20 protein-coding genes and 1 pseudogene are annotated in these 23369 nt (G+C 66.8%); 10 read left to right on the top strand and 11 right to left on the bottom strand.

Annotation, left to right across the window (positions count from 1 at the left end; translation table 11 throughout):
• The 3 genes and pseudogenes from ACIN94_RS32085 to eda all read right to left on the bottom strand — a co-directional run.
• A pseudogene (locus tag ACIN94_RS32085) lies at nt 1-175 on the bottom strand (ISL3 family transposase); the annotation flags it as partial.
• A 391-nt stretch (nt 176-566) separates the two neighbouring features.
• Nucleotides 567-1661 (bottom strand): sugar kinase, encoded by a 1095-nt coding sequence (locus ACIN94_RS32080; RefSeq protein ID WP_400714551.1) that lies wholly within the window; start codon nt 1659-1661, stop codon nt 567-569.
• Nucleotides 1662-1681: 20 nt separating this feature from the next.
• Entirely contained in the window at nt 1682-2329 is a 648-nt protein-coding gene (eda, locus tag ACIN94_RS32075; protein ID WP_400714548.1) for a bifunctional 4-hydroxy-2-oxoglutarate aldolase/2-dehydro-3-deoxy-phosphogluconate aldolase, read from the bottom strand.
• 54 nt (nt 2330-2383) lie between these two features.
• Here eda and ACIN94_RS32070 point away from each other — a divergent pair, with 54 nt between their 5' ends.
• Nucleotides 2384-3160, top strand: a complete 777-nt coding sequence (locus tag ACIN94_RS32070; protein WP_400714545.1) for an IclR family transcriptional regulator — start codon at nt 2384-2386, stop codon at nt 3158-3160.
• A gap of 892 nt (nt 3161-4052) precedes the next feature.
• On the opposite strand, the gene ACIN94_RS32065 is transcribed toward ACIN94_RS32070, so the two are convergent.
• The 6 genes from ACIN94_RS32065 to ACIN94_RS32040 form a co-directional block, all read right to left on the bottom strand.
• Nucleotides 4053-6632, bottom strand: a complete 2580-nt coding sequence (locus tag ACIN94_RS32065) for a DUF5107 domain-containing protein (protein ID WP_400714542.1) — start codon at nt 6630-6632, stop codon at nt 4053-4055.
• Nucleotides 6633-6931: 299 nt separating this feature from the next.
• Nucleotides 6932-7894: a substrate-binding domain-containing protein gene (locus ACIN94_RS32060; RefSeq protein ID WP_400714539.1), complete on the bottom strand. Its 963-nt coding sequence runs from the start codon at nt 7892-7894 to the stop codon at nt 6932-6934.
• A 34-nt stretch (nt 7895-7928) separates the two neighbouring features.
• A complete protein-coding gene (locus ACIN94_RS32055; protein ID WP_400714536.1) occupies nt 7929-8834 on the bottom strand; it encodes an ABC transporter permease in 906 nt (301 codons plus the stop codon).
• 89 nt (nt 8835-8923) lie between these two features.
• Nucleotides 8924-10411: a sugar ABC transporter ATP-binding protein gene (locus ACIN94_RS32050; RefSeq protein ID WP_400714533.1), complete on the bottom strand. Its 1488-nt coding sequence runs from the start codon at nt 10409-10411 to the stop codon at nt 8924-8926.
• Nucleotides 10408-11811 (bottom strand): aldehyde dehydrogenase family protein, encoded by a 1404-nt coding sequence (locus ACIN94_RS32045; protein ID WP_400714530.1) that lies wholly within the window; start codon nt 11809-11811, stop codon nt 10408-10410. Before ACIN94_RS32045 ends, ACIN94_RS32050 begins: the two co-directional genes overlap by 4 nt.
• Before the next feature lie 33 nt (nt 11812-11844).
• On the bottom strand, nt 11845-12639 hold the full coding sequence (locus ACIN94_RS32040; RefSeq protein ID WP_400714527.1) for an IclR family transcriptional regulator: 795 nt from the start codon (nt 12637-12639) through the stop codon (nt 11845-11847).
• Nucleotides 12640-13139: 500 nt separating this feature from the next.
• Here ACIN94_RS32040 and ACIN94_RS32035 point away from each other — a divergent pair, with 500 nt between their 5' ends.
• The 6 genes from ACIN94_RS32035 (at nt 13140) to ACIN94_RS32010 (ending at nt 19363) form a co-directional block, all read left to right on the top strand.
• Nucleotides 13140-14225, top strand: a complete 1086-nt coding sequence (locus ACIN94_RS32035) for a sugar ABC transporter substrate-binding protein (RefSeq protein ID WP_400714525.1) — start codon at nt 13140-13142, stop codon at nt 14223-14225.
• Nucleotides 14226-14300: 75 nt separating this feature from the next.
• Nucleotides 14301-16511: a hypothetical protein gene (locus ACIN94_RS32030; protein ID WP_400714522.1), complete on the top strand. Its 2211-nt coding sequence runs from the start codon at nt 14301-14303 to the stop codon at nt 16509-16511.
• A 100-nt stretch (nt 16512-16611) separates the two neighbouring features.
• The gene (locus ACIN94_RS32025; protein WP_400714519.1) at nt 16612-17574 is read left to right on the top strand and encodes an FKBP-type peptidyl-prolyl cis-trans isomerase; all 963 of its coding nucleotides are present in this window, start codon (nt 16612-16614) and stop codon (nt 17572-17574) included.
• Between the two features lie 42 nt (nt 17575-17616).
• Nucleotides 17617-18549, top strand: a complete 933-nt coding sequence (locus ACIN94_RS32020) for an FKBP-type peptidyl-prolyl cis-trans isomerase (protein ID WP_400714516.1) — start codon at nt 17617-17619, stop codon at nt 18547-18549.
• A gap of 49 nt (nt 18550-18598) precedes the next feature.
• The gene (locus tag ACIN94_RS32015; protein ID WP_400714513.1) at nt 18599-19084 is read left to right on the top strand and encodes a hypothetical protein; all 486 of its coding nucleotides are present in this window, start codon (nt 18599-18601) and stop codon (nt 19082-19084) included.
• A gap of 87 nt (nt 19085-19171) precedes the next feature.
• On the top strand, nt 19172-19363 hold the full coding sequence (locus tag ACIN94_RS32010; protein ID WP_400714510.1) for a hypothetical protein: 192 nt from the start codon (nt 19172-19174) through the stop codon (nt 19361-19363).
• 43 nt (nt 19364-19406) lie between these two features.
• Here the strand turns inward: ACIN94_RS32010 and ACIN94_RS32005 are convergent, their stop codons facing one another.
• Together ACIN94_RS32005 and ACIN94_RS32000 are read right to left on the bottom strand one after the other, a co-directional pair.
• Nucleotides 19407-19589, bottom strand: coding sequence for a DUF726 domain-containing protein (locus ACIN94_RS32005; protein WP_400714507.1), 183 nt, complete (start codon nt 19587-19589; stop codon nt 19407-19409).
• A 20-nt stretch (nt 19590-19609) separates the two neighbouring features.
• Entirely contained in the window at nt 19610-20257 is a 648-nt protein-coding gene (locus ACIN94_RS32000; protein ID WP_400714504.1) for a hypothetical protein, read from the bottom strand.
• Here ACIN94_RS32000 and ACIN94_RS31995 point away from each other — a divergent pair.
• The 3 genes from ACIN94_RS31995 (at nt 20220) to ACIN94_RS31985 (ending at nt 23133) form a co-directional block, all read left to right on the top strand.
• Complete coding sequence (locus ACIN94_RS31995) at nt 20220-21068, top strand: hypothetical protein (protein ID WP_400714501.1); 849 nt, start codon at nt 20220-20222, stop codon at nt 21066-21068. The genes ACIN94_RS32000 and ACIN94_RS31995 overlap by 38 nt on opposite strands.
• Nucleotides 21069-21998: 930 nt before the next feature.
• Nucleotides 21999-22385 carry a hypothetical protein gene (locus tag ACIN94_RS31990; protein WP_400714498.1) on the top strand — a complete coding sequence of 129 codons (387 nt, stop codon included), beginning with the start codon at nt 21999-22001 and terminating at the stop codon, nt 22383-22385.
• A 274-nt stretch (nt 22386-22659) separates the two neighbouring features.
• The gene (locus tag ACIN94_RS31985; RefSeq protein WP_400714495.1) at nt 22660-23133 is read left to right on the top strand and encodes a hypothetical protein; all 474 of its coding nucleotides are present in this window, start codon (nt 22660-22662) and stop codon (nt 23131-23133) included.
• The last annotated feature ends 236 nt before the right edge of the window (nt 23134-23369 follow it).

Genomic DNA, 23369 nt, shown 5'->3' with positions numbered 1-23369 from the left:
GCCCGTCGACCGGGACGTCCGCGACCGTCCGGCCGCAGAAGCCATGCACCTGGCCGGTCAGCACCCCGCACACTGGGCACGGCACCGGCTCATCCCGAGTACGGGCCATGATCCGAATGTGATCGTCCTTGTCCTCCACATCCTCGATGACCAGGGCAGACAGACCCGAAAACACCACACCTATCAGATCGTCGGTCTCCAGCACGCCTCAGGCTGGCAGGTGATCACGCAGCGCCACCACCGAATACGGGACAGAGCCGTTGGCTGGACAGACCCTCCGTCGCGTGATCGTCTGGGTGGCGTCCTCCACGAGTACGAACATGCCGCCTGACCTGCGCGGACGAGGTTTTCGGCAAGCACAGCGTCGACAGGATTGTGACCACCAAGTGGGTCTGGATGGTCTCGTGCATCGGCAGCCAGACTCCGCTGCACTGCACGGCAGCCGTGGTAGCGCCGGGACACCCGTGACCGGGCCGGTTCTCCTGCTCGCCGGACTGTGCATGCCCGATCCAGCCGGGTCACCGGTCAGCGGTGTGGACCGACACCCTGGTCGGGTGACGAGGTCGTTACCGCTGGACGCGGGCGCCGCCTCCGTGCACGAGGGCCTCGACCTCCTTCAGGCTGGCCATAGAGGTATCGCCCGGCGTGGTCATGGCCAGGGAGCCATGAGCCGCTCCATATTCCACTGCCGTGGCGAGGTTACCCTTTTCCAGCAGCCCGTAGATCAACCCGGAGGCGAAGCTGTCGCCACCGCCGACACGGTCCAGGATCTCCAGATTGGGGCGGTGCTTCGCCTCGACGAATCCGGTCCGCTCGGACCAGGCGATCGCTCCCCAGTCGTTGACCGTCGCGGTCCGCACGGTCCGCATGGTAGTGGCGATGACCTGGAAGTTGTCGTGCTCCTTGGTGACCGCCGCGATCATCCGCTGGAAGTTGGCAACGTCCAGTTGCGACAGCGATGCGTGAGTGTCTGGCACTTCGAAGCCCAGCGACGCGGTGAAGTCCTCTTCGTTGCCGATCACCACGTCGACGTAGCGGGCCAGCCGGCGGTTGACTTCCTGCGCACGGGTCTGCCCGCCGATCGCCTGCCAGAGGCTGGGCCGGTAGTTCAGGTCGTAGGAAATGACCGTACCGTGGCGACGAGCGGCGCTCATGGCCGCCTCGATGGTGTCCGGTGTGGTGTCCGACAGTGCGGCGTAGATGCCACCGGTGTGCAGCCAGCGGACCCCCAGAGTGCCGAACAGGTGGTCCCAGTCCACGTCGTCGGGGCGCAGCTGGCTGGCTGCGGTGTGGCTGCGGTCGGAGGTGCCGACGGCGCCGCGCAGCCCGAAGCCGCGCTCGGTGAAGTTGAGGCCGTTGCGGACGGTCCGGCCGGTCCCGTCGTAGGGCAGCCACTTGATCAGCGACGTGTCCACGCCGCCCTGCAGGACCAGGTCCTCCAGCAGCCGACCCACCTCGTTGTCGGCGAAGGCGGTGACCACTGCAGTGCGTAGCCCGAAGCAGCGGCGCAGCCCGCGGGCAACGTTGTATTCGCCGCCGCCCTCCCATGTACGGAATGTGCGGGTGGTGCGCACGCGGCCCTCACCCGGGTCCAGGCGGAGCATGATCTCGCCGAGTGACACCAGGTCGTAGCGGCAGTCTGCGGCAGGGCGGACGTCCATTCTCATGCCTCCGGTGCGGGTCAGGTGGCGGCCACGGCGTCTGCGGTACGGCGGGTGATCTCGTCCCAGCGCTCGTCGGCGATGAGGTCGGCGGCGACCATCCAGGTGCCGCCGACGGCGAGCACCGCGGGCTGGGCGAGGTAGGCGGCGAGGTTGCCGGTGTTGACCCCGCCGGTCGGGATGAACCGCAGCGAACGGAACGGGGCGGCGAGCGCCTTGATCATGTCGACGCCGCCGAGTTGCTCGGCGGGGAAGAACTTCACCGTGTCCAGGCCCGCGTCCAGCGCCATCTGGATCTCGGTGGCGGTGGCCGCTCCGGGGAAGACGGGGATGCCGGCCTGCTGGCAGTGCCGTACCACCGCGGGGGCGAATCCCGGGCTGATGACGAAGCGTGCGCCGGCGGAGACTGCGAGGTCGACCTGAGCGGGTGTCAGCACCGTTCCGGCCCCGACCAGCAGGTCCGGGTGGGAGGAGGCCATGGCGCGGATCGCGTCGGCGGCCGCAGCCGTGCGGAAGGTCACCTCGACGGCGCGCAACCCGCCGGCGGCGAGCGCGGCGGCGAGCGGGTCGGCGGCGCGAGCATCGTCGAGCACGACGACCGGGAGGATGCGGCATGCGCCGATGGTGGATGCGACACTTGCAGGTTCAGTATGGTGAACGTCAGTCACATATATGACCTTATCGGCGTCAGTCACGGTGTCAACCCGGCTAAGGTGACTGACATGCCATCATCCGAACCGTTCCAACCGGTGAAGTCCGCCGACCGGGCACTGGAGGTACTTGAGGCGCTGGCCGCCTCACCCACCCGGCGTTCCCTGATCGACCTGGCCCGCGCCCTGAACATCCCGAAAAGCAGCCTGCACGGCATCCTTCGGACGATGGCTCAACGCGGCTGGGTGGAAAGCGACGTCACCGGAACCCGATTCGGCCTCGGCGTCCGCGCTCTTCAGGTCGGCGCCGCTTACCTCATGACGGACGACACCGTGGGTCTGTTGGGCGGGGTGCTCGACGACCTGTCGCAGCAGTTCGGGGAAACGGTCCACCTCGGGCGCCTCGACGGCGCGCATGTCGTCTATCTGGCCAAACGCGAGTCGGTGCACCCCTTGCGGCTCTACAGCGCGATCGGCCGGCAGCTGCCGGCCCACGCCACTGCCCTGGGCAAGGCACTGCTCGCCGACCGCCCCGACGACGCCCTCGACCAGCTCCTGGCCTGGCCGCTGCCGGTCCTTACCGCGCACACCATCACCACTCGGGACGCGCTGCGCGCCGAACTCGCCACCGTCCGGGCACGCGGCTACGCCGTGGATCGCGAGGAAAACACCGAAGGCATCGTCTGCTTCGCGATGGCCGTACCGTTGCAGGCGCCGGCGATCGACGCGATCAGCCTGTCCGTGCCGGTGGCCCGGCTCGGCGCGGGCAGCGAGGAACAGATCGTGGCCGCGCTACACCGAGCCGTTGACCAGGTCAAGGCCGTGCGTGGCCTGCTGTCCACGGCATGAGGCGACCAACTCCCGTCGGCCGGTTCGTCCGCCGACGCTGGTAAGCCGGGCGACGTGGTCGATCAGGGCGGCGCGTAACTCGTTATGGTCGCGAAGGTCTGTTCCGAAACAGTGAATGCGCGCACCATCGTTACTCGTGTCGCTGCGCCTGATCTACCTCGTGTTCTGCCAGATCGCCAGCTGGCTGTCCCTGCTCGCTCGGACCACCGCGGCCAAGGACCTGGAGATTCTGGTCCTGCACCACGAGAACGCGGTCCTACGCCGACAGAACCCCAAGCCGCGCTTGGACTGGGCCGACCGCGCGGTCGAGGCCGGGGGCGATCCTCCCGCAAACCCGACGCCCGATCACGGAACACCTTCACGGCCTCGCCCGTGGAAGTGGCCCGCAGCTCGCGCTCCTGCGCCTCCCACGAGGACTCCTGCCTGATGGAACCCGACACGCGCACGTGCAGGCCCTCCAACCGGACACGCTCACTGCCGGCGGAAGCCTTCATCGCCTCGACATCAACCGAGGAGAACCGACGCTTACGAATCAGCCCACAAATGAAGGGTCACCGTGTAAACACCAAGACGCTGCGCCGCCTTCTCCAGCCGATGAAGTTCCACCCGGTCAGCCGATGTCCACTGAGGACACCCAGCCGCACTGGCGAGCCTACCCGGGCATTGCAACTAGGCCTGCGTCCGGTCGACCGGTCCCCCGGAGCGGGAACCCCGCACCCGGGCCGAGCCGGGTATCCTCGGTGGCGCGCATTGCTATCTCTGATCTTCGGTTGTGCAACCTCAGATGTGGATCGTGCTCTGCGTGTTCACCGGGTTGTGACTGCGGCCCGGCACGGTGTCGGGGCGGCGCCGCGTAGACGCCGCCCCAACACTCTTTGCCCGATTCGCGGAGTTACGCGCCTGCCGCCGGCTTCTCGGCCTGCAGTAGCACGTTGCCGGCCCGGTCGGTCAGCACGAGCTGGACCGTCGCATCGTCGGTCAGCTCCGCTGACAGGTCGACGGACTGGTCAGCGGCCCCATTGAACGACTTGCTGGCGAGGGTACGGCCCGTTGCCTTGTCGACGAGTTCCACCCGCAGGTCCTCGCCGATGTGCGTGGAGAAAACGTCACCGCGGACCGTCAGTTGGCCCCCGGTGCGCTGGAAAGCCACCTCAGCGGCACCCGCCTTGCTCGCGTTGGTGACGCCAGCCAGGTCCATCGTCGGCAGGAACGTCTCCGTCCACGAGGTGGTTGCGCCCGGGCCGATCTTCGCCGGCTCGAAGAACCGGCCTGACGTGCCCGCCCAGAGCTCGATGTACGGACGCGCCGAGCTGCCGTTGCGGTAAATGTTCGTGTCGAACGAGGAGTTGTAGCCCCACTCCCAGAACTTCATCCCCGGCGTCACCTTGTTGTCGCCGACCCGCACGACACCCTCGCCGTTCTCGTGGTTGATGACGCCCCACCAGTTACCCTGCGGATTCTGCGCCAAGCCCTGGCCGTACGCGATGCCATCACCACGCCAGTTGACCATCTTGTTGAGCTTGTCGAGGACCAGGTAGCGGTCGTTCGGGGTCGCCGGGTTGGCCGGCTTCTCCACATTGGCCATCCAGGTGTAGGCCGAGTCACGTTGGATGACGCTGACCGGCGAGACGATCTCCATCGTCGGCGAGCCCTGGTTTGAGGCGGCACCGGGCGCGAGCGTGGTGCAGGTCCAGTACTCGTACGAGACGGTCTGGGTACCGGGGTTGTGGATCGAGACCGTCATGTCCACGCTCGGGGTCTTCTTGCCGATCGTGTAGGTTACGGTCGTCTCAAGCCCGGTCGGGCCGTACACGTAGCGCGACGGCCGGTCGCCGTAGTGCGTGGTGTCCTTGTTGGTCATCGTGATCGAGACCGCGTCGGCGGTCTCGCTGATCGAGTAGTCCCATGGCAGGAACCAGTACTTGCCGTGCTCTGCCTCGGTCAGCGTCGGGAAGATGCCGCCCCAGACCATGAGCCAGTTGTGGTAAAAGGGGCTGGTCCCTGGACGCCCGACCGGGTTGTTGTTGAAGCCGTACGGCGTGCCCGTCGGGTTGGTGTAAAGCAGATCGTTCCCCGTCGGCTTGTAGATCAACGAGAGCAGCCGGCCGCCGTAGCCTGGGACGAACGTCGCCTCGATGTACTTGTTCTCGACCAGGATCGCGTCAATCTTCTCGTTCACCAGCCGGTTCTCGACGTTCTCCCGGCGGACCGAGAGGTCATTCGGCGCGTCGGTGAACTCGAACACGTTGTGCCGGAAGGTCACGCTCGCGTTCTGGTTGACACGGAGGTATTCAGGAGCGTTCGGGTCGTACGAGGTCTTTTTCGGCTTGGAGTTCGGCACCTTGAAGTCGACCTTCGCGGCGGCGTTGCCGACGCCGGCCAGGTCGGTGACGGCACCCGCCTGGACGGTGACGGAGCCGCGCGAGCCCGCCTTTAGACGCGTGCCCTTCTCGACCTTGATGACGAGGGTACGCAGGTCCGGGGCGTATGCCGCCACGTCCTCCACGTTCTGCGCGAGCGACGAGATGCCGTCTTCGGCGCCTTCGAGAACGCCCGACAGATCGACTGCGGCGAGCAGCTGAGTACGGGTGAGTGTCGTGCCGCCGGTGCCGCCTGGCGTCTCGGCCAGCGGCACGTTGTCGCCCCCGCCGTTGACGGCGGCGATCTTGCGGTCGAAGGAGACGACAATCGTCTCCCGCTCGTCGCCGACGGTGATGTCGGTGACCTGGGGCGCGCTACGCTGCCTGGTTGCGCCTTCGAATGACGCGGACACGACGTCCGTGTTCCCCAGGTTGCCGATCGACGTGGTCAGCGCGTGCTGCGCTCCGTTGATCGTGACCATGTGCGATCCGGCGCCGAGATCCTCGGAGAATGTCAGCTCCCAGGCGGTGTTGTCGGTGCCGCCCACCTTCTGGACGTACGCCGGGCGGACCGTGGTGCCGTTCGGACGGGTAACGGTGATGCCTGTGCCGGCGTACCGCGAAGCGGGCATTGCGGCGTAGACCGGGTTCGTGAAGACGATGCGGACCGAGCGTGAGTCGGGGGCCGTCGCTGATGCGATTGAGGCCTTCTCCGCCGGCCGGGTCGTGCCGCGTAAGTCTCGTGGGGTAGTCGTGGTCCCGCGTAGGGTCGAGCCGTTGGCGCCTGCAATAAGCAGATCGTCGGCCAGCTCGTGGCCCTTGCCGTCGAACCAGACCTGGTAGCGCGAATCGCCCAGGCTCGCGTCCGCGCCCAGCAGCACGCGCAGCGAGCGCGCGTCCCCGTCAACCACGAAGAGACGGGTGCCGCTGATCTTGTTGAGCGGGCCGCCGTCGAGCGCCCCGTCCGGCTGCCCCGCCGTCCCGCCCGAGACCCGGATGAACTCCGTAAGGTAGTTCGGGTTTCCCGTGACGAACTGACGGATCTGCTCGCTGAGGTCGTTGTTGAAGGTGATCTCGAACGACCTGGTGTCGAGGGCCCGGACGCCGGTCACGAGGAGGCGTGCCCGGTTCCCTTGCGCTTCGTTGTTGCCCTGCGCATCCGAAGCCGTAGCGTACCTAGCCGCTGCGTCTGCGTTTGCTGGGACGCCCCCAGCCGGTAAGGCTACGGCTCCGATGACGAGGCCGGCGAGTCCGGCCCTCAGCATCCGCTTTCTACGCACTGTATCTCCTACTTATTGGCTGTCCTGCCAGTGGTTGTGCAACCTCAGGTTTCAGGTGCTTGCTGTTACTCGTCGCTTCAGACGCCGCACGGTAACCGGCGCAGTGACTGCTGCGCCGGCGTCGTGCCCGGTCAGAACGTGCCCTTGTCGATGAACTCCTGCGCGTTCTGCTTGGTGATCTGCGGAGAGTCGACAACCGTGTCCTTCTCCACCTGCTTACCGTCGAGCACCTCGAGCGCCCGGTCGAGTCCGAGGCGGCCGATCTGGTCGGCGCTGTTCAGCCCGGTGACGACGTAGTTCTCGCCCTTGGCGATCTCCTGCAGCGCCTCGAGTTGGCCGTCGACACCGGCGAGGATGATCTGGCTGTTCAGGTTCGCGTTTGCGATGGCCCGCTGGGCGCCGAGGCACATCGCGTCGTTCTCGCAGAACACGGCCTTGAGGTCCTTGTGTGAGGCGAGCAGGCTCTCCGTCACGGCCAGCCCGCCGTCGGAGCCCCAGTTCCCGAAGTCGGGCGCCTCGACGAGCGTGAACTTCGGGTCCTTGCCGAGCACGGATTTCAGGCCGTTGGTACGCGCCAGGCCGATGCTGTTGTCGGCCGGGCCGCCCTTGATGATTGCGACCTTGCCGCCCTGCGGCAGTTGCTGGGTGAGGAACTCACCGTCCTGCACCCCGATCCGCTCGTTGTCCGGGCCGATCCAGCTGGTGTACTCGCCGGTCTGGAACTTGCGGTCGACGAGGATCACCGAGATCTTGGCCGCCTTCAGTGAGTTGAGGGCAGCGGGCGCCGATTCGAGCGGCCCACCGGAGATGATCACCGCGTCGACATCTTTGCTGATCAGGTCCTCAACGTTGGCGGCGAGTTTCGCGGCGTCGCCGTTGGCGTCGGTGCTGATGATCGTGACGCTCTTCCCCTCCGCCTGCGCCTTGATCGCCCGGTCCATGCCGTTGAAGTACGGGCCGCCGAGGGTGAAGTTGGCGACGCCAATGGTGCGGCCCTTGCCGCCCTCGCTGCCACCATCGTCCGAACTACACGCCGCGAGTCCGAGGCCGAGAGTCCCCGCCAGCAACAGGGCGCCAATTTTGTTGATCCGCATTCCTTCTCCTATGTGTGTCGGCCGTGATGCGGACTCAGGCCCAGCGACGCTGGGAGCGCCGCTGGACAAGGATGACCGCCACGATGATCAATCCCTTGAGGACCTGCTGCCAGTAGCTCTGCACACCGTGCAGGTTGAGCATGTTGTTGATGAGCGCGAGCACGAGTACGCCGCCGAACGTCGCCCGCACCGAGCCGCGTCCGCCGGCCAGGCTGGCACCACCGATCACGCAAGCGGCGATGGCGTCGAGTTCGAAGGCGACGCCGACGCTTGGCTGGGCGATCCCGACCCGGCTGGCGAGGATCACCCCGGCCAGCCCGGCGCAGGCACCACTGATCGCGTATGCGAGCACGACGTGCTTGCGTACGCTGATCCCGGCAAGCCGTACGGTCTCGGCGTTACCGCCGATCGCGTAGATCGCGCGGCCGGCCGGCGTCTGACTCAGGAAGATTCCGCCCGCGATGAAGACCGCGAACATGATGACCGTGGTCAGCGGGATCGGACCCACCATCGCCGTGCCCAAGCTGAAGAACCCCGGGTCGCTGGGGGAGATCGGCGTCTCGGAGTAGACGAACGCCAGGCCTCGAATCGTGGTCAGCGCCGCGAGTGTCACCACGAAGGGTGCGAGGTTGAAGCCGGCGATGAGAATGCCGTTGACGAGGCCGAAACCTATGCCGGCGGCGATCGCGACTGCCATGGCGACGGGAATCGGCAGGTCGGCGATGAGCCCGGCGCTCACAATGCCGGTGAACGCCACCACCGATCCGACCGAGAGGTCGATCCCGCCGGTGAGGATGACGACGAGCATGCCGAAGGCCAGTAGCCCGGTGGTCACCATCTGCTTGAGCAGGTTGGTGAGGTTGCGTTCGGTCAGGAAGCCGTCGGTCGACAGCGCCATGATGCCGACCAGGACCACCAGCAGGACGACGAATACGCCCATTGGGGTGATGGGACGACCACCTATGAAACGCGGCCCCCGGGACGGCGACGTGGCCATCGCCTCGGCGGGCTTGGTCAAGCGACTCGATGTCATGCTGCCTCTCGAATCGAATACCCGAGGACTTGGTCCTCGGTCGCTGCGTCAGATCGGATCTCGCCGGATATCCGCCCGTTGCGCATGACGAGGACTCGGTCCGTCGCACCGATCACCTCGGCCAGATCCGAAGAGATGAGCAGTACGGCATGCCCGGACCGGGCCAGCGCGTCAATGGTCCGGTAGATGTCCACCCGGGTCGCCACGTCGACGCCACGGGTCGGCTCGTCGAGGATGAACACGCGCGGCCCGGCGAGCAGCCACTTGGCGAGGATGGCCTTCTGCTGGTTTCCGCCGCTCAGGGTGGCGATCGGCAGCGCGGCGCAGTGACCGGGGCGGATGTCGAACTTGGCGATCATTTCGTTAACGGTCGCCTTCTGGCGGCGCCCGTCGATCAGGGGACCGCGCATCCGCGCGCGCAGGGTGGCCAGCGTGATGTTGTCCCGTACGCTCATCGACGCGACCATCCCGGTGCGCTTGCGGTCCTCGGTCACGAGCGCCAGCCCGGCCGAGATCGCGGCCGCGGGATGGCCGAAACGCACCGGCGCGCCATCAAGATGAACCGTCCCCGAAGTGGCGCAGGTGTCGCCGAACAGGCATCGGGCAAGCTCGCTGCGGCCGGCGCCGACCAGCCCGAACATGCCGACGATCTCGCCCGCGCAGAGCGTGAAGCTGACGTCCTCGAACTCGCTGGGCCGGCTCAGCCCCCGTACCGCCAGCAGTTCCCCGCCCGGCTCCGGACGCGCGTCTGGGTAGATGCGCTCGACTTTGCGACCTGCCATGAGCGTGATGAGTTCGCTCTCGTTCGTGCGGGCCGGTTCCGTCGTTTCGACGACCGTGCCGTCGCGGATCACCACGATCGACGTCGCCAGCTCGGTCACCTCGGCGAGCCGGTGAGAGACGTAGATGATCAGGACGCCGCGCTCCTGCAGCCGGCGGATGAGGGCGAAGAGCGCGTCGAGGTCGCGGCCAGCAAGGACCGCCGATGGCTCGTCGAGGACGAGCACGCGGGGCTCCGACGCCAGCGCCTTGGCGATCTCGACCATCTGCTGGCGCGCGACCGTCAGGTCACCGGCCATGGTGGCGGGGTCGATGCCGCTGAAGCCGGCCTCGTCGAGCAGGGTCCGGGCCCGGCGGTGCGCCTCGGTCCAATCGATCAGGCCGCCCCGCCGGGGCATCCGGCCCAGCAGCAGGTTCTCGGTCACCGAGAGCCCGGAGATCAGCGTTAGCTCCTGGTAGACCGTCCGTATCCCGGCGGCCTGGGCGTCGTGCGGGGTACGGAGGTCCAGACGCTGGCCGTCCATCCACAGCTCGCCGGAATCCATCGGCTCCGCCCCGGAGAGGATCTTGATGAGAGTGGACTTGCCGGCGCCGTTGGCCCCGACGACGGCGACCACGTCGCCGCCGCTACCGGCAAGGTCTACCCCGTGGAGGACCTCGACGCTGCCGTACGCCTTGCGGACGCCGCGCACCTCGAGCGTCACGCGAACGCCCCCATGACGATCATCGTCTTTTGCCGGGTCAGGTCGGTGACGGTCTCGTGTAGCCCCTCGCGGTAGCCGCCGGTCTCCTTGGTGCCGCCGAAGGGCAGGTTCTCCGAGCGCAGCGCAGTGGAGCCGTTGATGACGACGCCGCCGACGTCGAGCCGCTTGGCGACCTGGAAGGCGCGGGTGACGTCGTTGGTGAAGACCGCCGCCTGCAGTCCGTACGGGGACTCGTTTGCCATCCGGACCGCGTCGGCGATGTCGGAGAAGCGGGCAACCGGCGCCACCGGGCCAAAGATCTCCTCCGCGAGGGCGGGGCTCTGCACGGGGACGTCGACGAGGACGGTGGGGGTGAAGAAGGCGCCGTTGCGCGACCCGCCTGCGGCGAGGGTGGCGCCATCGGCGACCAGTTGGCCGACCGCGGCCTCTACAGCGACCGCCGCGCTTTCCGCGATCAGCGGCCCGACGTCGGTCGAGGGCAGGAGCTGGTCGCCGACTGAGAGCTTGGCGGTCTGGGCGAGGAGCGACTCCACGAAGCGGTCGTGGACGCCTTCCTGAACGTACACCCGCTTGACCGCGCAGCAGATCTGGCCGTTGCCGCGGGCGAGGCGGCCGAGTACCACAGCCTCCGCGGCCTTGTCCACATCGGCGTCGTCGCAGACGATCAGCGCGTCGTTGCCACCCAGCTCAAGGAACACCTTCTTAAAGGTGGCGGCACTGCGGCGGGCGATCTCCCGCCCCGCTATCGTGCTGCCGGTCAGGCACACGGCAGCGATCCCGGGAAGCTCGGCCAGCAGCTGCGATACCCGTACGCCACCGGTGACAAGCTGGTGCGTATACCGGGGTGCACCGGCCGCCGCGAACATCTCGTCGATCCGCACGAGGGAGAGCGGACAGCGCGCTGGCGGCTGCACGACCACGGCGTTTCCTGCCGCGATGGCCGCTGCGGCCTTGTGCGCGTACAGCTCGACCGGGTAGTTGAACGGGACGATCGCGGCGACGACGCCGAGCGGCTCCCGTACGGTGATCGCGAGATGAGCTTCAAGGCCTGGTACGGCGTCCAGTGGGATCTGTCGGCCGAAGATCCGGGTCGCCTCGCCGGCACAGCCGCGGAAGATCCGGATGGCGGCATCGACCTCTCCCTGCGTCTGCGTCAGCGGCTTGCCGTTCTCGGCGGCTAGCAGACGGGCGAGTTCGTCCCGAGCGGCTTCGATCCGGCTCGCGACGTCGAGCAGGAGTTCCGCTCGGGCGTGGGCGGGCATCGCAGCGACCGACTGCTGTCCGGTTTGGGCGTTCGCAACGATCGTGGTGACCTGTTCCTCGGACAGGTCGTGCACCTGACCGAGCAGCTCACCGGTGCCGGGGTTGGTGACATCGATCTGGGGAGCACTCTGTGACATCTCGGTTCATCCCTTGGTCGTGTTCGGTTCGGCCTAGTTGCTGCTGTCCCACCCCGAGGCGAACGGGCTGCCCGCGTAGCCGATCCGGCTGCTGATCTCGGCCGCGTACCTGATAGCCGACGGGGCGAGCCGGTGACAGTCCTCGACGCTGAACCGGTTGGCCGGCGCGGAGACGCTGAACGCGCCAACCGCCCTGCCGGCTGCATTCACCAGCGGCACCCCGAGGCACCGCACGCCCTCCTCGTTCTCCTCGTCATCGAGCGCAAAGCCCTGCGACCGGACCCGCTCCAACTCCTCGAGCAGGTCGACACCGGTCAACGTCTTCGGCGTGGGACGCTCGAGCGGGCCGTCGGCGAGGTTGCGCCGTTCGTCGTCACCCGCGAGGGAGAGTAGGGCCTTGCCCATAGAGGTGCAATGCATCGGGGCCTGGCTACCGATGTGCGACACCAGGCGGACCGACTTCGCGCTCTCCACCTTGTCGACGTAGACCAGCCGATCGCCGACCCGTACCCCGAGGTGAGCGGTCTCCCCGCTGATCTCGGCGAGCTTGACCAGATACGGATGCACCGCCTTACGCAGCACATCCTCCTCGAGGTAACGGCCCGCGAGGGTGACCAGGCCGATCCCGAGGCGGTACGCCCCAACCGTGTCGCGTTCCACCACGCCCAGCTCGAGCAGCGACGCCATATAGCGGTGCGCCGTGCTCGCGACCACACCGGACCGGGCCGCCAGGTCCTGCAGCCCGATGCCCTGCGGGCCGACGTCGGCGATCACCTTGATGAGTTCGAACGCCTTAACAACGCTGTGGGACTTCCTACCGCTCTTCATTCGAGTTAATCGAATCCTATTCGGGTTAGGTGAATAGCAGTCACTCTCCAGCGAGCATGGGTTCATGTCAAGGGTCTTACGAATCGGGTTCGAGCCTGATATGGAGAGGTCGCCCCGGCCACCACCCAACACCGTTGCTTTAAGAGGTCGCGCAAACAGGTCAGGCGGGTAGGGGCGGGTACGAGTCGGGGTCTGTCTCCCCTTGCGACAAGCGGCGCAACCAGTTGCCGCGGTGCCCATCACCGTGGCCGCGACCGTCGACGGCCCACGCCGGTGTCGAGATGAACCGTCGATTCGACATGCTCGAATGCCCGGCGAGGAATCCGTCGATCAGTCAGGAAAGTCCACGAGCCTAAACCCTTGACAAGGTGTCCAGCATTTATGAATGTTGTGATCAGGCGACCAAATCGAAGAGGATTCGATTTACTCGAATGGGCACGAGCTATTGAGCCGGGTTTGCGGTCGGCTTCGAACTATCTGAAAGGACAAAAGTGTCCATCATGCGGTCGGCGATCCTCGAGTCCACTCCGCGCGCATCATCGAACCTGCCTGCCTCGGGGGCCGCCGTGCGATGCCGCCGCACCTTCGCCGCATTCTCGGCCCTCGTTGTCTTGGGCCTCGGTGGATGTGATGCGGCCGGCGGCCAGGCCTCAGGTCCCGCGGCGCAGGCCGCCCCGCCGTCCGCTGCACCGTCTGTCGATCCCTTCCGTGCAGAGGGTTTCACCATCGGCATTGCCAACTTCTCTCTGGCAAGCCCCTACCTCACAGCGCTGAGCGAGTCGATGGAGGCCCGGGCGGCCGAGGTCGGCGTCGCGACAGTCAGCAGGGACGCAGGCGGGGATGCCGCCAAGCTCGCCGCCGACGTGACGGACCTGCTCGCGGAGGGTGTCGACGGGATCCTCGTTTCGACCGATGATCTGGTCAATGCGCCGGCACTGTCCCTCGCGATGCAGGACTCCCGTGTCTCGCTCGTCTTCGTCGGCCGGGCGCTCGACTCTGGCGCCTACAACGCGGCGATCGGGCCGGACTACCCCAACGTTGGCTGGGACTCGTGCGACTATCTCGGCAGCGCCCTCGGCGGGCGGGGAAAGCTCGCTCTCATCGAGGGCGGCCCCACGGGCCACCCGATCGGCCGGCAGCTGAGCGAGGGCTTCGAGAACTGCCTCAAGCAGACGTACCCCGAGATGACCGTGGTCAAGGGCGCTGAGCTCGGTGACTGGACCGCCGCGGGCGGCGAACGCGTCATGAAGGCCGTCCTGGCCGAGCACACGGACATCGTCGCGGTGTACTGCCACAACGATGCGATGTGCCTCGGGGCGCAGAAGGCCGCAGCCGACGCGGGGCGTACCGACCAGTTGATCTTCGTCGGCACCGGCGGCACCGCCGAGGCCTTCCAGGCAATCATGGACGGCACGAACTTCAACGCCACGTCATTGATCGACCCTGCAGAGATCGGCGAGCAAGGTGTCAATGTGATGGTCACGATCTTCAAGCGAGAAGACCTCGTGCGCCACTCGTTCGTTCCCTCACCTCTGATCCGGCCGGAAAACGCGACCGAATACTACGACGCGGTGAGTCACGGCTGATCGCCGCGCCTGCGCAGAGGGCAATCACGATCCGAACCACCACAGCACACCAGAAGGGAATGAGGATCGAGTAGCATGCGAACAAGATCTGCACTGAGAGCATTACTTGGGCTGGGGTTGGCCGCTGCGCTGACCGTGGGGATGGCCTCGGCTGCGCCGGTCAGTGCCGCGGCCGGTGAGGAAGCCGTTCGTCGAGGTAGCTTCCAGGCGCCGTCCGACGACACCTTCCGGCCCGGCTGGCAGCTCAAGTACCGCGAGCTCTTCGACAAAGAGGATCTCGACATCAACATGGACGAGATTCCCTGGACCCTCGACAACTTCGAGAACGTCTACGACACCATCAGTGACGACGACGGCGAGACCTACTGGGGCGAGATGGGCCTGGGCTTCGGTGAGGTCATCAGGTCGTTCCGGACGTGGACGAAGACGAAGGAGATCGGCGAGGACAACTGGCTTACGGTCGCACTGTCCGGGCGCCAGCAGGATCTGAAGTCCGGCAAGAACCAGCCTGAGCGGCCGGGTGTCTTCCACGTCATGCGGCAGCCGGAGACGGGGAACATCGTCGCCGAGCTGCGGTCCGATGACCCCACCGCCGGTGCGATGATCCGCAACACCAAGCCGATGCCGCCCGTGTACCGCATGGAGTACACGGTCACCCGGTACGAGATGGGAGGTGACCGGTTCGACCCGGTCACCGGTGAGTGGTCGTCGTGGACCACCCACCCCGGCTACGAGTACGGGGACGACGGCGAGTACAGCATCGCGCCCGGCACCCCGCGCTGGAACGGCTTCACGCTGACGGACGCGCTGGGCCGCAAGAACTGCAAGTCCCAGCACCCCTGGCCGGACAGCTCGACCAACGCGTACACGACACCGCGGTGTGGTGAAGGGCTCTGGAACCCGCTCAACTACGGTGGCGCGGGCTACAACGGTCTGCACGCGCTGACGGTCACCGACGTCCAGCACCCGATGCCGCGCAACCTGCACTTCTGGCACTACCACCGCAAGGTGTTGATGGACCAGTTCGCCACCGATCCTGACCGCGACAACAACGGCCGGGTGTGCAACTCGGAGACGGGCGTATTGACGCGCATGCAGGAGACTCACAAGAACGGTGTGAACCCGTGGGTCGGTGGACGCATGAACGGCTGGAACAACGCGGGCTACTACGAGGTCGGGCGCATGGCCGGCCAGTCCCAGCGCTTCTTCTCCGACTGCAACACGTCGATCGAGGACCCGGACCACCCTGGTCGCATGATCTACGAGGACACCACGAACCAGGCACCGCGCGCGATGGCGCAGTCCGACCCGCGGTTCTTCCCGTACATCCCGTACACCTTCGCGGTAGAGCGCAGCGAGCTGGGCTACACCCTGGAGTGGAGCGGCATGTTCCAGGACGTGGGCTGGCACACCTACCGCTACTACCGGCCGTTCATCACGAACAACAACCCGGTCTGGCGTTACAACGCCTACCCGGGCGACCACTACGACGGCCGCTACAACGGCTACGCCCGGTCGTCCACCCGGCAGTTCAAGCCCGACGGCACCCGGGAGAGCACGGCGACGGTGAAGCGCACGTGGCCCGATCAGTGGCACGCCAACTCGGCGTACCCCGACTTCGTGATGATGGGAGTCGAGTACACCAACTCAACCGAGGGCTGGCTCCAGTTCGACGACGTGCGTCTGTACGAGCCCGCCGATAACCGCCCGCCCGTGTCCATCCTGGGCAAGGCCCGGGTCGACAACTGGTTCGGCAAGCAGCCGCAGCTCGACATCGAGGTAATCAACCTCGAGGAGACGGTGCCGAACATCGACATCACCGTGACGACCGACTACGGGACACAGACGTTCACCGACGTCCGACCTGACGCGCACCCGAACGCCAGGTTCAAGGTCAACGGCTCGATCCCCGACGGCGTCGCCCACGTCACCGCGACCAAGGGTGATCAGACCTACACGATCGACGTGCCGTACAAGGGCATCGACGTGCTGGATCTGTCGGCGAAGGCGGAGGGCAGGTGTACCGGCCAGAATGCGATGATGACCTACTCGGTGACCAACACCGACAACGTCGACGCCACCTACGTGACGATCACTACGCCGTTCGGCGCGAAGACGTTCGATCGGGTCAAGGCAGGCCACACCGTCAAGCTCCAGCAGAAGACGCTGCAGACGGAAGTCCCGGCGGGCACCTTCACGGTGACGGGCAGCGGCCCCGCCGTGAAGTACCCCTTCAACGCGGGGGTTGAGTACCCGATCGCAACCGAGGCGGTCACCTGCGGGTGACCGTCCGACCAGGCCGTGCCGCCGGGGCAACCCGGCGGCACGGCCGCACGACCTGAACCCACATCCCCGACACCTCACCAGACGAGAAGGACGTGAATCAGTGCGGCGCCCCACCTTCCGCACCGTCGTCGGCCTGACGTTGGGCGGCCTGCTGCTCTCCGGGTGCACCGGCGCGGTGGAGGCCTCCGGCATCCCGTCGACTACCGCACCGTCCGTACTGGCGCTCCCACGCGTCGATGCCGTCGCGGACGCCGCGGCGCTCGACACGGTGAGCCTGACGGCGGAGCCTGGTAAGCCCCCAGTGCTCGACTTTGCCCCGCCCGTCAGCGTGACCGGTCCGATCGCCCGCGTGGTCGCACCCGGCAGCGGCGAGACGATTGACGTGAACCAGGCCGTCGTAGCCAACGTGGTCACCATCGACGGTGGGGACGGGACCGAGCAGGGCAGCACCTACGACGGCGCCCCGCAGATCCTCATGACCACCGAGGCCAGCATGCCGCTGGCACTGCTGGAGCAGCTGGTCGGTGCCCAGACCGGCGTCCGGGTCCTTCTCGCGGGCCCGGTGGGCGAGGGCAGGACGACCCTGTGGGTGTTCGAGGTGACGTCAGTGCTGGACGTGCTGGCTCAGGCCGAGGGCACCGAGGTGAAGGACCTCGCGCCCGGCCTGCCGCCCATCGGGTACGCGGACAGCCCCACAACCGAAGCCGTCATGCCGATGCTGGTGCCCGCCGAGGGCCCGCCCCCGGAGGACCTGGTGGTGCAGCCCTTGATCGTCGGAACCGGGCCGGAGGTCAGCGCGGACTCCAGTCTGGTGCTCCAGGTGGTCGGATCGCTGTGGGACGGAACGCAGTTCCAGAACTCCTGGGAGGACGGTGCCGGACTTCCCGTCGTCCTGGCCGGAACGATCCGCGGCTGGCGCGAAGGGCTGGTCGGGCAGCCGATCGGCAGCAGGGTCATGCTCGTCGTCCCGCCCGACCTGGCGTGGGGTGATAAGGGCAGGGGAGAGCTCATCCCCGGCGGCAGCACGTTGGTGTACGTCATCGACATCCTGGCCGGCATCTAGCCCGGCCGTCGTCCCCGCGTCGGAAAGTGAGGCTGGAAGATCGTGCGACGAAGCACCTCCTTGTCGGTGGCCTGTGCCGCCGCGGTCGCTCTCGTGCTGGCAGGGTGTACTGGGAGCGGCGAGGAGACCTCGCTCGGACCCGACCAACCTGCTGCGGCCATAGCCGACCATGACGCCGATGTTGACGCCCTCGCCCGTGTGTCCCTGACGGGAAACCTGGGCACGATGCCGTTCTTCAACTTCAAACCGCCGCTCACCCTGACCGGGGAGGTCGCACGCGAGGCGGACGAGGGTACGGGCCCAGCCGTGGAGCCGGGGGACGCCGTAGCGGTGCACGTCGCGTCCCTCAACGCGAACACCGAGACCATCGAGGCCAGCTCCTACGAAGAGGGGAGGGGCCCGGAGCTCCTCCTGGTCGACGAGGCCAACCTGCCGCCGGCGCTCTACGAGGCCGTGATCGGGTCTCGGGTCGGCTCGCGGGTGCTGTTCGGTGCCCCGGTCGACACGGTCACCATGATCTACTCGTTCGAGATCCTCGCGGCGGCGCCGGTCTTCGAGCGTGCCGAAGGTGAGGCGGTGACCCAGCCGAGGGGGCTGCCGGTCGTGACGTCGTCCGACGGCGGTGAGCCCAAACTGGCGCCGGTGACGGGCGATCCGCCCGCGGACCTGGTGGTCCAGCCGCTCGTCACGGGCTCGGGCGACCCGGTCGGCGCGGAGTCCTGGGTGGTCGTGAACCACGCCAGCTGGCTGTGGGACGGAACCGAGCTGGCGTCGACCTGGAACGAGGGCGGCCCGACCGTCGTCCGTCTGACCGATGCGATCAGCGGCTGGCAGGAAGGGCTCGCGGGCCAGCCGATCGGCAGCCGGGTGATGCTGCTGGTGCCGCCCGCCAAGGCCTTCGGTGACGACGCGTCGGAGATGATCCCAGCGGGTTCGACCCTGGTCTACGTCGTCGACATCCTGGCGGGGATGTAGTGCCCGCCGACGGGAGATGGTTCACGTGAAGAGGACACCGTCACCACTCGTGGCTCTGGTCCTGCTGGTGCTGACGACTGCGGGCTGTTCCCCGGAGGCGAGCCCGGACGTCACATCTCCGGACAGAGCGGCACAGGGACCCGACGGGATGCGGTGGGCACCGACTCCCCCCAGCGATGCCAAGGTGCCCGCCGTCGCGGGGGCGCTCCAGAGCCATCCCGGTGACGAGGCCAACTTCTACGTGACCACCGACGACTACGTGGTCTGGGCCAGGAGCAGCGCCAACACCAAGGCTGACCTGGAGTATCGCGTCGTCAGCTTCGACGTCAACGGGTGGCAGTCGTCGGCGTTCATGAAGTACGTCTTCGCCGACGCGGCCGAAGCGAAGGCCTTCGCCGCGACCAACGAGCTTCTGGTGCCCGACGGCACCGTCGTCTACTACAAGGGCTGGTTCGGGCCTCAGGTGCAGCACAAGGCGGGCGTGATCGAGCTGGCGAAGGCCGAGGCGGAGGAGCATCTCGTCTCGAAGCCGTGAGTCGCCGGATCACTGGTGCTGACGAGACGGTGACCGATCCCGGTGGCGACGGCACCCGAAGACCGAGCCGTTCCGTCGCGACAGGTGATGGCTGTACTCAGTCGGATGGCCCACCACCCCGAGACCCGCGCCTACGTCGAGCGACGCCTCGCTAAAGGACGCTCAAGGCGAGAGATTCGCCGCATCCTCAAGCGCTACCTCGCCCGCCAGATCTTCCGCGCGCTCAACGCCGCCACGCCACCCGAGACCGTCGGAGCAATCCCGGCGCTCGCCGTTTGACAGGCATAGAAGGTTCGACGCCGTCACCGCCGGGCCTGGGGCGTCACGCGAGCCTGACGTTGCCCTGGTACTCGAATTGCGTCTTCACCTGTTCGGAAACGTCCACGTTCACGAGCTTGCCCGACGCCGGGGTGAAGCCTGCGAGCGCGGCGGCGGTCTGACCGCCTTGGGCGGCCCTGTAGACGACCTGGAGGACGTTGTCGTTCGTCGAGTGGTACCCGTACACGGCATCGTCGACCGCGGCGGTCAGCGCGTCCCAGTTGCCCTTGGCCCCATGACGGAGCCGCGCGAAGCCGCCTTGAGCAGCGTGCCCTTCTCCACCTTGATGACGACGGTACGCAGGTCCGGGGCGTACGCCGCGACGTCCTCGAGGTTGCCCTCCAGCGACGAGCTGCCGTGCCCAGCGCGCTCGACGGCACCCGACAGGTCGACCGCGGCGAGCAGCTGGTCCCGGGTGAGGGTGCTGCCGCCGGTGCCGCCCGGCGTCTCGGACAGCGGCGCGGCCGCGGCGCCGCCGGCGACCGAACCGATCTTGCGGTCGAACGAGATGGCGATGGTGTCGCGCGCCTCGTCGACCTCGACGTCGGTGACCCGCGGCGCGGTGCGCTGTGTGGTCGTGCCGGTGAACGACGCGGTGATCACGTCGGTGTTCGCCAGGTTGCCGACCGACGTGGTCAGCGCGTGCTGCGCCCCGTTGATCGAGACCGTGTGCGCGCCCGCGCCGAGGTCCTCGGCGAAGGTCAGGTCCCAGGCGGTGCCGTCGGTGTCGGCCACCTTTTGCACGTACACGGGACGGATCGTGGCGCCGTCGGCGCGGGTGACCGAGTTGCCGGCGCCGGTGTAGCGCGAGGCCGGCATGTTGGCGTACACCGTCTCGGCGAACTCGATCCGCACCGAGCGGGAGTCGGTCGCCGTCGCCGAGACGATCGCCGCCTTCGCCGCCGGCGTGGTCGTGCCGCGCAGCTCGCTGGTGGCGGTGGTGGTCCCGCAGGTCGTCGGTGAGCTCGTGGCCCTTGCCGTCGAACCAGACGCCGTAGCTGGAGGTGCCCAGGTTCGCCCCCGCGCCGAGCAGCACGCGCAGCGAGCGCGCGTCGCCGTCGACGGGGAACACCCGGGTACCGCTGATCTCGTTGACCGGACCGCCGTCGAGGGCGGCGTCCGGCGTCCCGGCGGTGCCGCCCGAGACCCGGATGAACTCGGTGAGGTAGTTGGCGTTGCCGGTGACGAACTGCCGGATCTGCTCCGTCAGCGCGGTGTTGAAGGTGATCTGGAACGACCTGCCGTCGATGGCCCGGACGTCGCTGACGAACAGCTGCCCGTTGTCCTTTCCGTGCGAACCCGACACCTGCGTTCCGCAAGATCCACGCGGCCTAGGGGCACACATCACCGGCCTGAACAGGGCATTTGCGCTCGCGCAGCAGGAGCAGGCGTGTCACTAGGCTTCCGCATCGCCGCAGGTCAGCAGGTTGGGCAACGTCTCCTACCCACCGGCGCAGGCGCGGCACGCTCCGCGTCCTCGTGCGAAGACCGTAGGGGCGCACGCGACTTACTTGCTGTACGACTTGCCGACGAGACCTTTATCTCTACTGACATCGCGCAGCCCTCACACCATTGCGCGCTGAGCGACGTAGTGCGGTGCCATCGCCTCCATCTGCTCGATGACCAGGCGAATCGCCTCGGGCTGACGACGCGGGGGACACCGTGACCACGCGAGCGCGCCGCACTTAGGACCTCAGGGACGCGTTATCAGGCTCGCCCGGAGGGTTCCAGAACTCGGTCCACATGAACCGGCCGTTATCGTCAAGGCTTTTGTTTAGAACCCATATGTCTTCGCCTGGCAATTCTTCCTCTTGAAGAATAGCTGCCGTCTCGGCCAGAATTCTTTCGGTCTTTTGGCGCATTACTAAGGGGCGCTCGGTTCTTCCGATCTTGATTCGGCCGTTACTGGTCGTATCTAGGGAGACTTGGTCCCCTTCTAGTAAAGCCTTGCGGATGATCACACTTAGCCGCGAATCATTGCTATTAGGCCTTGACTTGTGCAGGCGCCTGTAGTTGTTCAGCCTCCTGAAGAGGTTTGCGCTCTCTCCGATATAGATCCAACTGAAATCATGAGTGACGATCCTAATACGGTACAGTCCAGCTCTGGGATTCGGGAGAGCTGGCCACGAGAACGCGATGGCATCCCAGGTGGCGGGCGGCGTGGGGTGGGTCCGAGGGAAATGCGGTATAACTAGGCCGCGCGGCTTCCAATTGAGAGTGACCGAGACGTCGATGGTCTTTGGCGGGGAGGCTTGCTCTGTAGGCACGAGTTTGAGGATAGAGTTCCTCCCCGACAAGATGGATGCGTTGCAGTCCAGCACTGCGAGGTGACGGTCTCATGGTGTTAGGGGCGAGCGGCTGCCGCGTGGCTTTCGGTCCTCGGGCCTGGCGACCCTGCGGTCTGGCTCAACTTGGCGCCGGATTGCTTGGGCGGGCCATCGGACGGAGCGCTGTACATCAGTGCGTACAGCAATCGTAGCTTCCGCGATCACACCTCATCGGCTCATATGTGCTGCCCGAGCAGCCTCAGCCGCCGTCGACAAGGCTCCTGCCCTTCCCTTGTAATCAAGTGGTCAGAAAGTGGCATACTCGCCGAGTGCCATCTCGTATCCCTCGCGAGGACGCCCGCTATCTCGGCGGTACCGTGCCGATGCTGGTTCTCGTCTCGGCCGCCCCGGTCGAGCAACTTCCCGTGTTTCAGCTTGATGCGGGTAGGCCGTTGCCGTGTGGTGGCTGGCAGTTCCTTGCCGGTCTGGCTGTCTCGGTCGTCGACGGCCCCGGCGATTCTGGAATCCTGGTCGAAGGTATCGCCCACCCGGATGAGGCCGAAGAGCGCTTCGCCTGGATGGGCGCCGTGGACCATGCCGGCGGTGCGGTTGTGCTGGTCGTCGACTCGCACAGCCCTGTCTACGACTGGGACGTCCTGGCGAGTAGTGGGAAAGCCCAGGGCGGGTTCGTGTCCGCCATCCAGCGCTCGGGCTGATCGTTGAGCGACAATGCCGACGTGCCGCCACGGAAGAGTCACCGGTTCAACGCGTTCTGCTAACGCCAGTGCTAACACTAGGGCTGGACGGCCCTGGACGATTATGGACTGTGAGATCCCGTAAGCCCGCCTAGCCAGGCCCGGAAGACGATGATGGACGGTCCTGGACGGTCGTGATCTAACTCGTAATGAAGTGGTCGCGAGTGAAGTCACGACCAGAGAGGGCTACGGCGTACCTGTTGAGTGAATGTACAGGCGCACTAAGCTACTGATCATGAAGCGCTCGACGATCGCGGTGCTCGTGGCTGTCTGCGTGGGGGTTGGCGCTGCTTTGGTTGCTCCTATCGCTTTTCTGGTGTTGACCTACGGGTGCACCGCTGACGATGACCGGCTCGCCGCCTCTTTGGCCACGCTCAGCATCCTCGACGCTCATCCGGCAAGCGCGACACCGCAGGAGGGACGCGGCAGCTCTTGCGACAGCGACGACCGGATAACGACTGTCGGGCAGACCTATCGTCCCTCGGGCTCGCGAGCCGACGTGCTGTCCTTCTACCGAGACATCGCGATCAAGGATGGGTGGACGCCCTCTCCGGAGGATGACGGTGAAGGGGTGGGCTGCTTCACCAAGTCTGTCGACGGAAGGGGCGTTGAACTCTCGGTGTGGTTCCTGGATGCGCTGGGAGAGGGGCACGGCGATGACTACGACGTACATGTGAGCTCTTCCGTGGCTGGCGGGGGCTGGTGTTGAACACCGCGGAGTCTCTGAACGCTTCGAGCTTCCACCGTCGGCTACGGGATGTAGGGCTGACGACAACATCGGCCACCACAGACACACGGCGGCAGCCGTCCACAGCCCTCTGACCTCGTGTCCGCTGAGCGGAGCAGGGGAGTCGGTCCGCCTGGCTCGAAAATCGGTGAGTTAGTGGGCAGGCGGCAGCGAACCCTGGCCAGTGATGTCGGGGCAGGGTCTGCGGGGTGGGAATT

Origin of the sequence: Streptosporangium sp. NPDC087985 (assembly GCF_044741965.1) — a bacterium.
GTDB lineage: Bacteria > Actinomycetota > Actinomycetes > Streptosporangiales > Streptosporangiaceae > Streptosporangium.
Note: the sequence above shows the minus strand (reverse complement) of the source record. Positions and strands in the feature narration are given on the sequence as shown.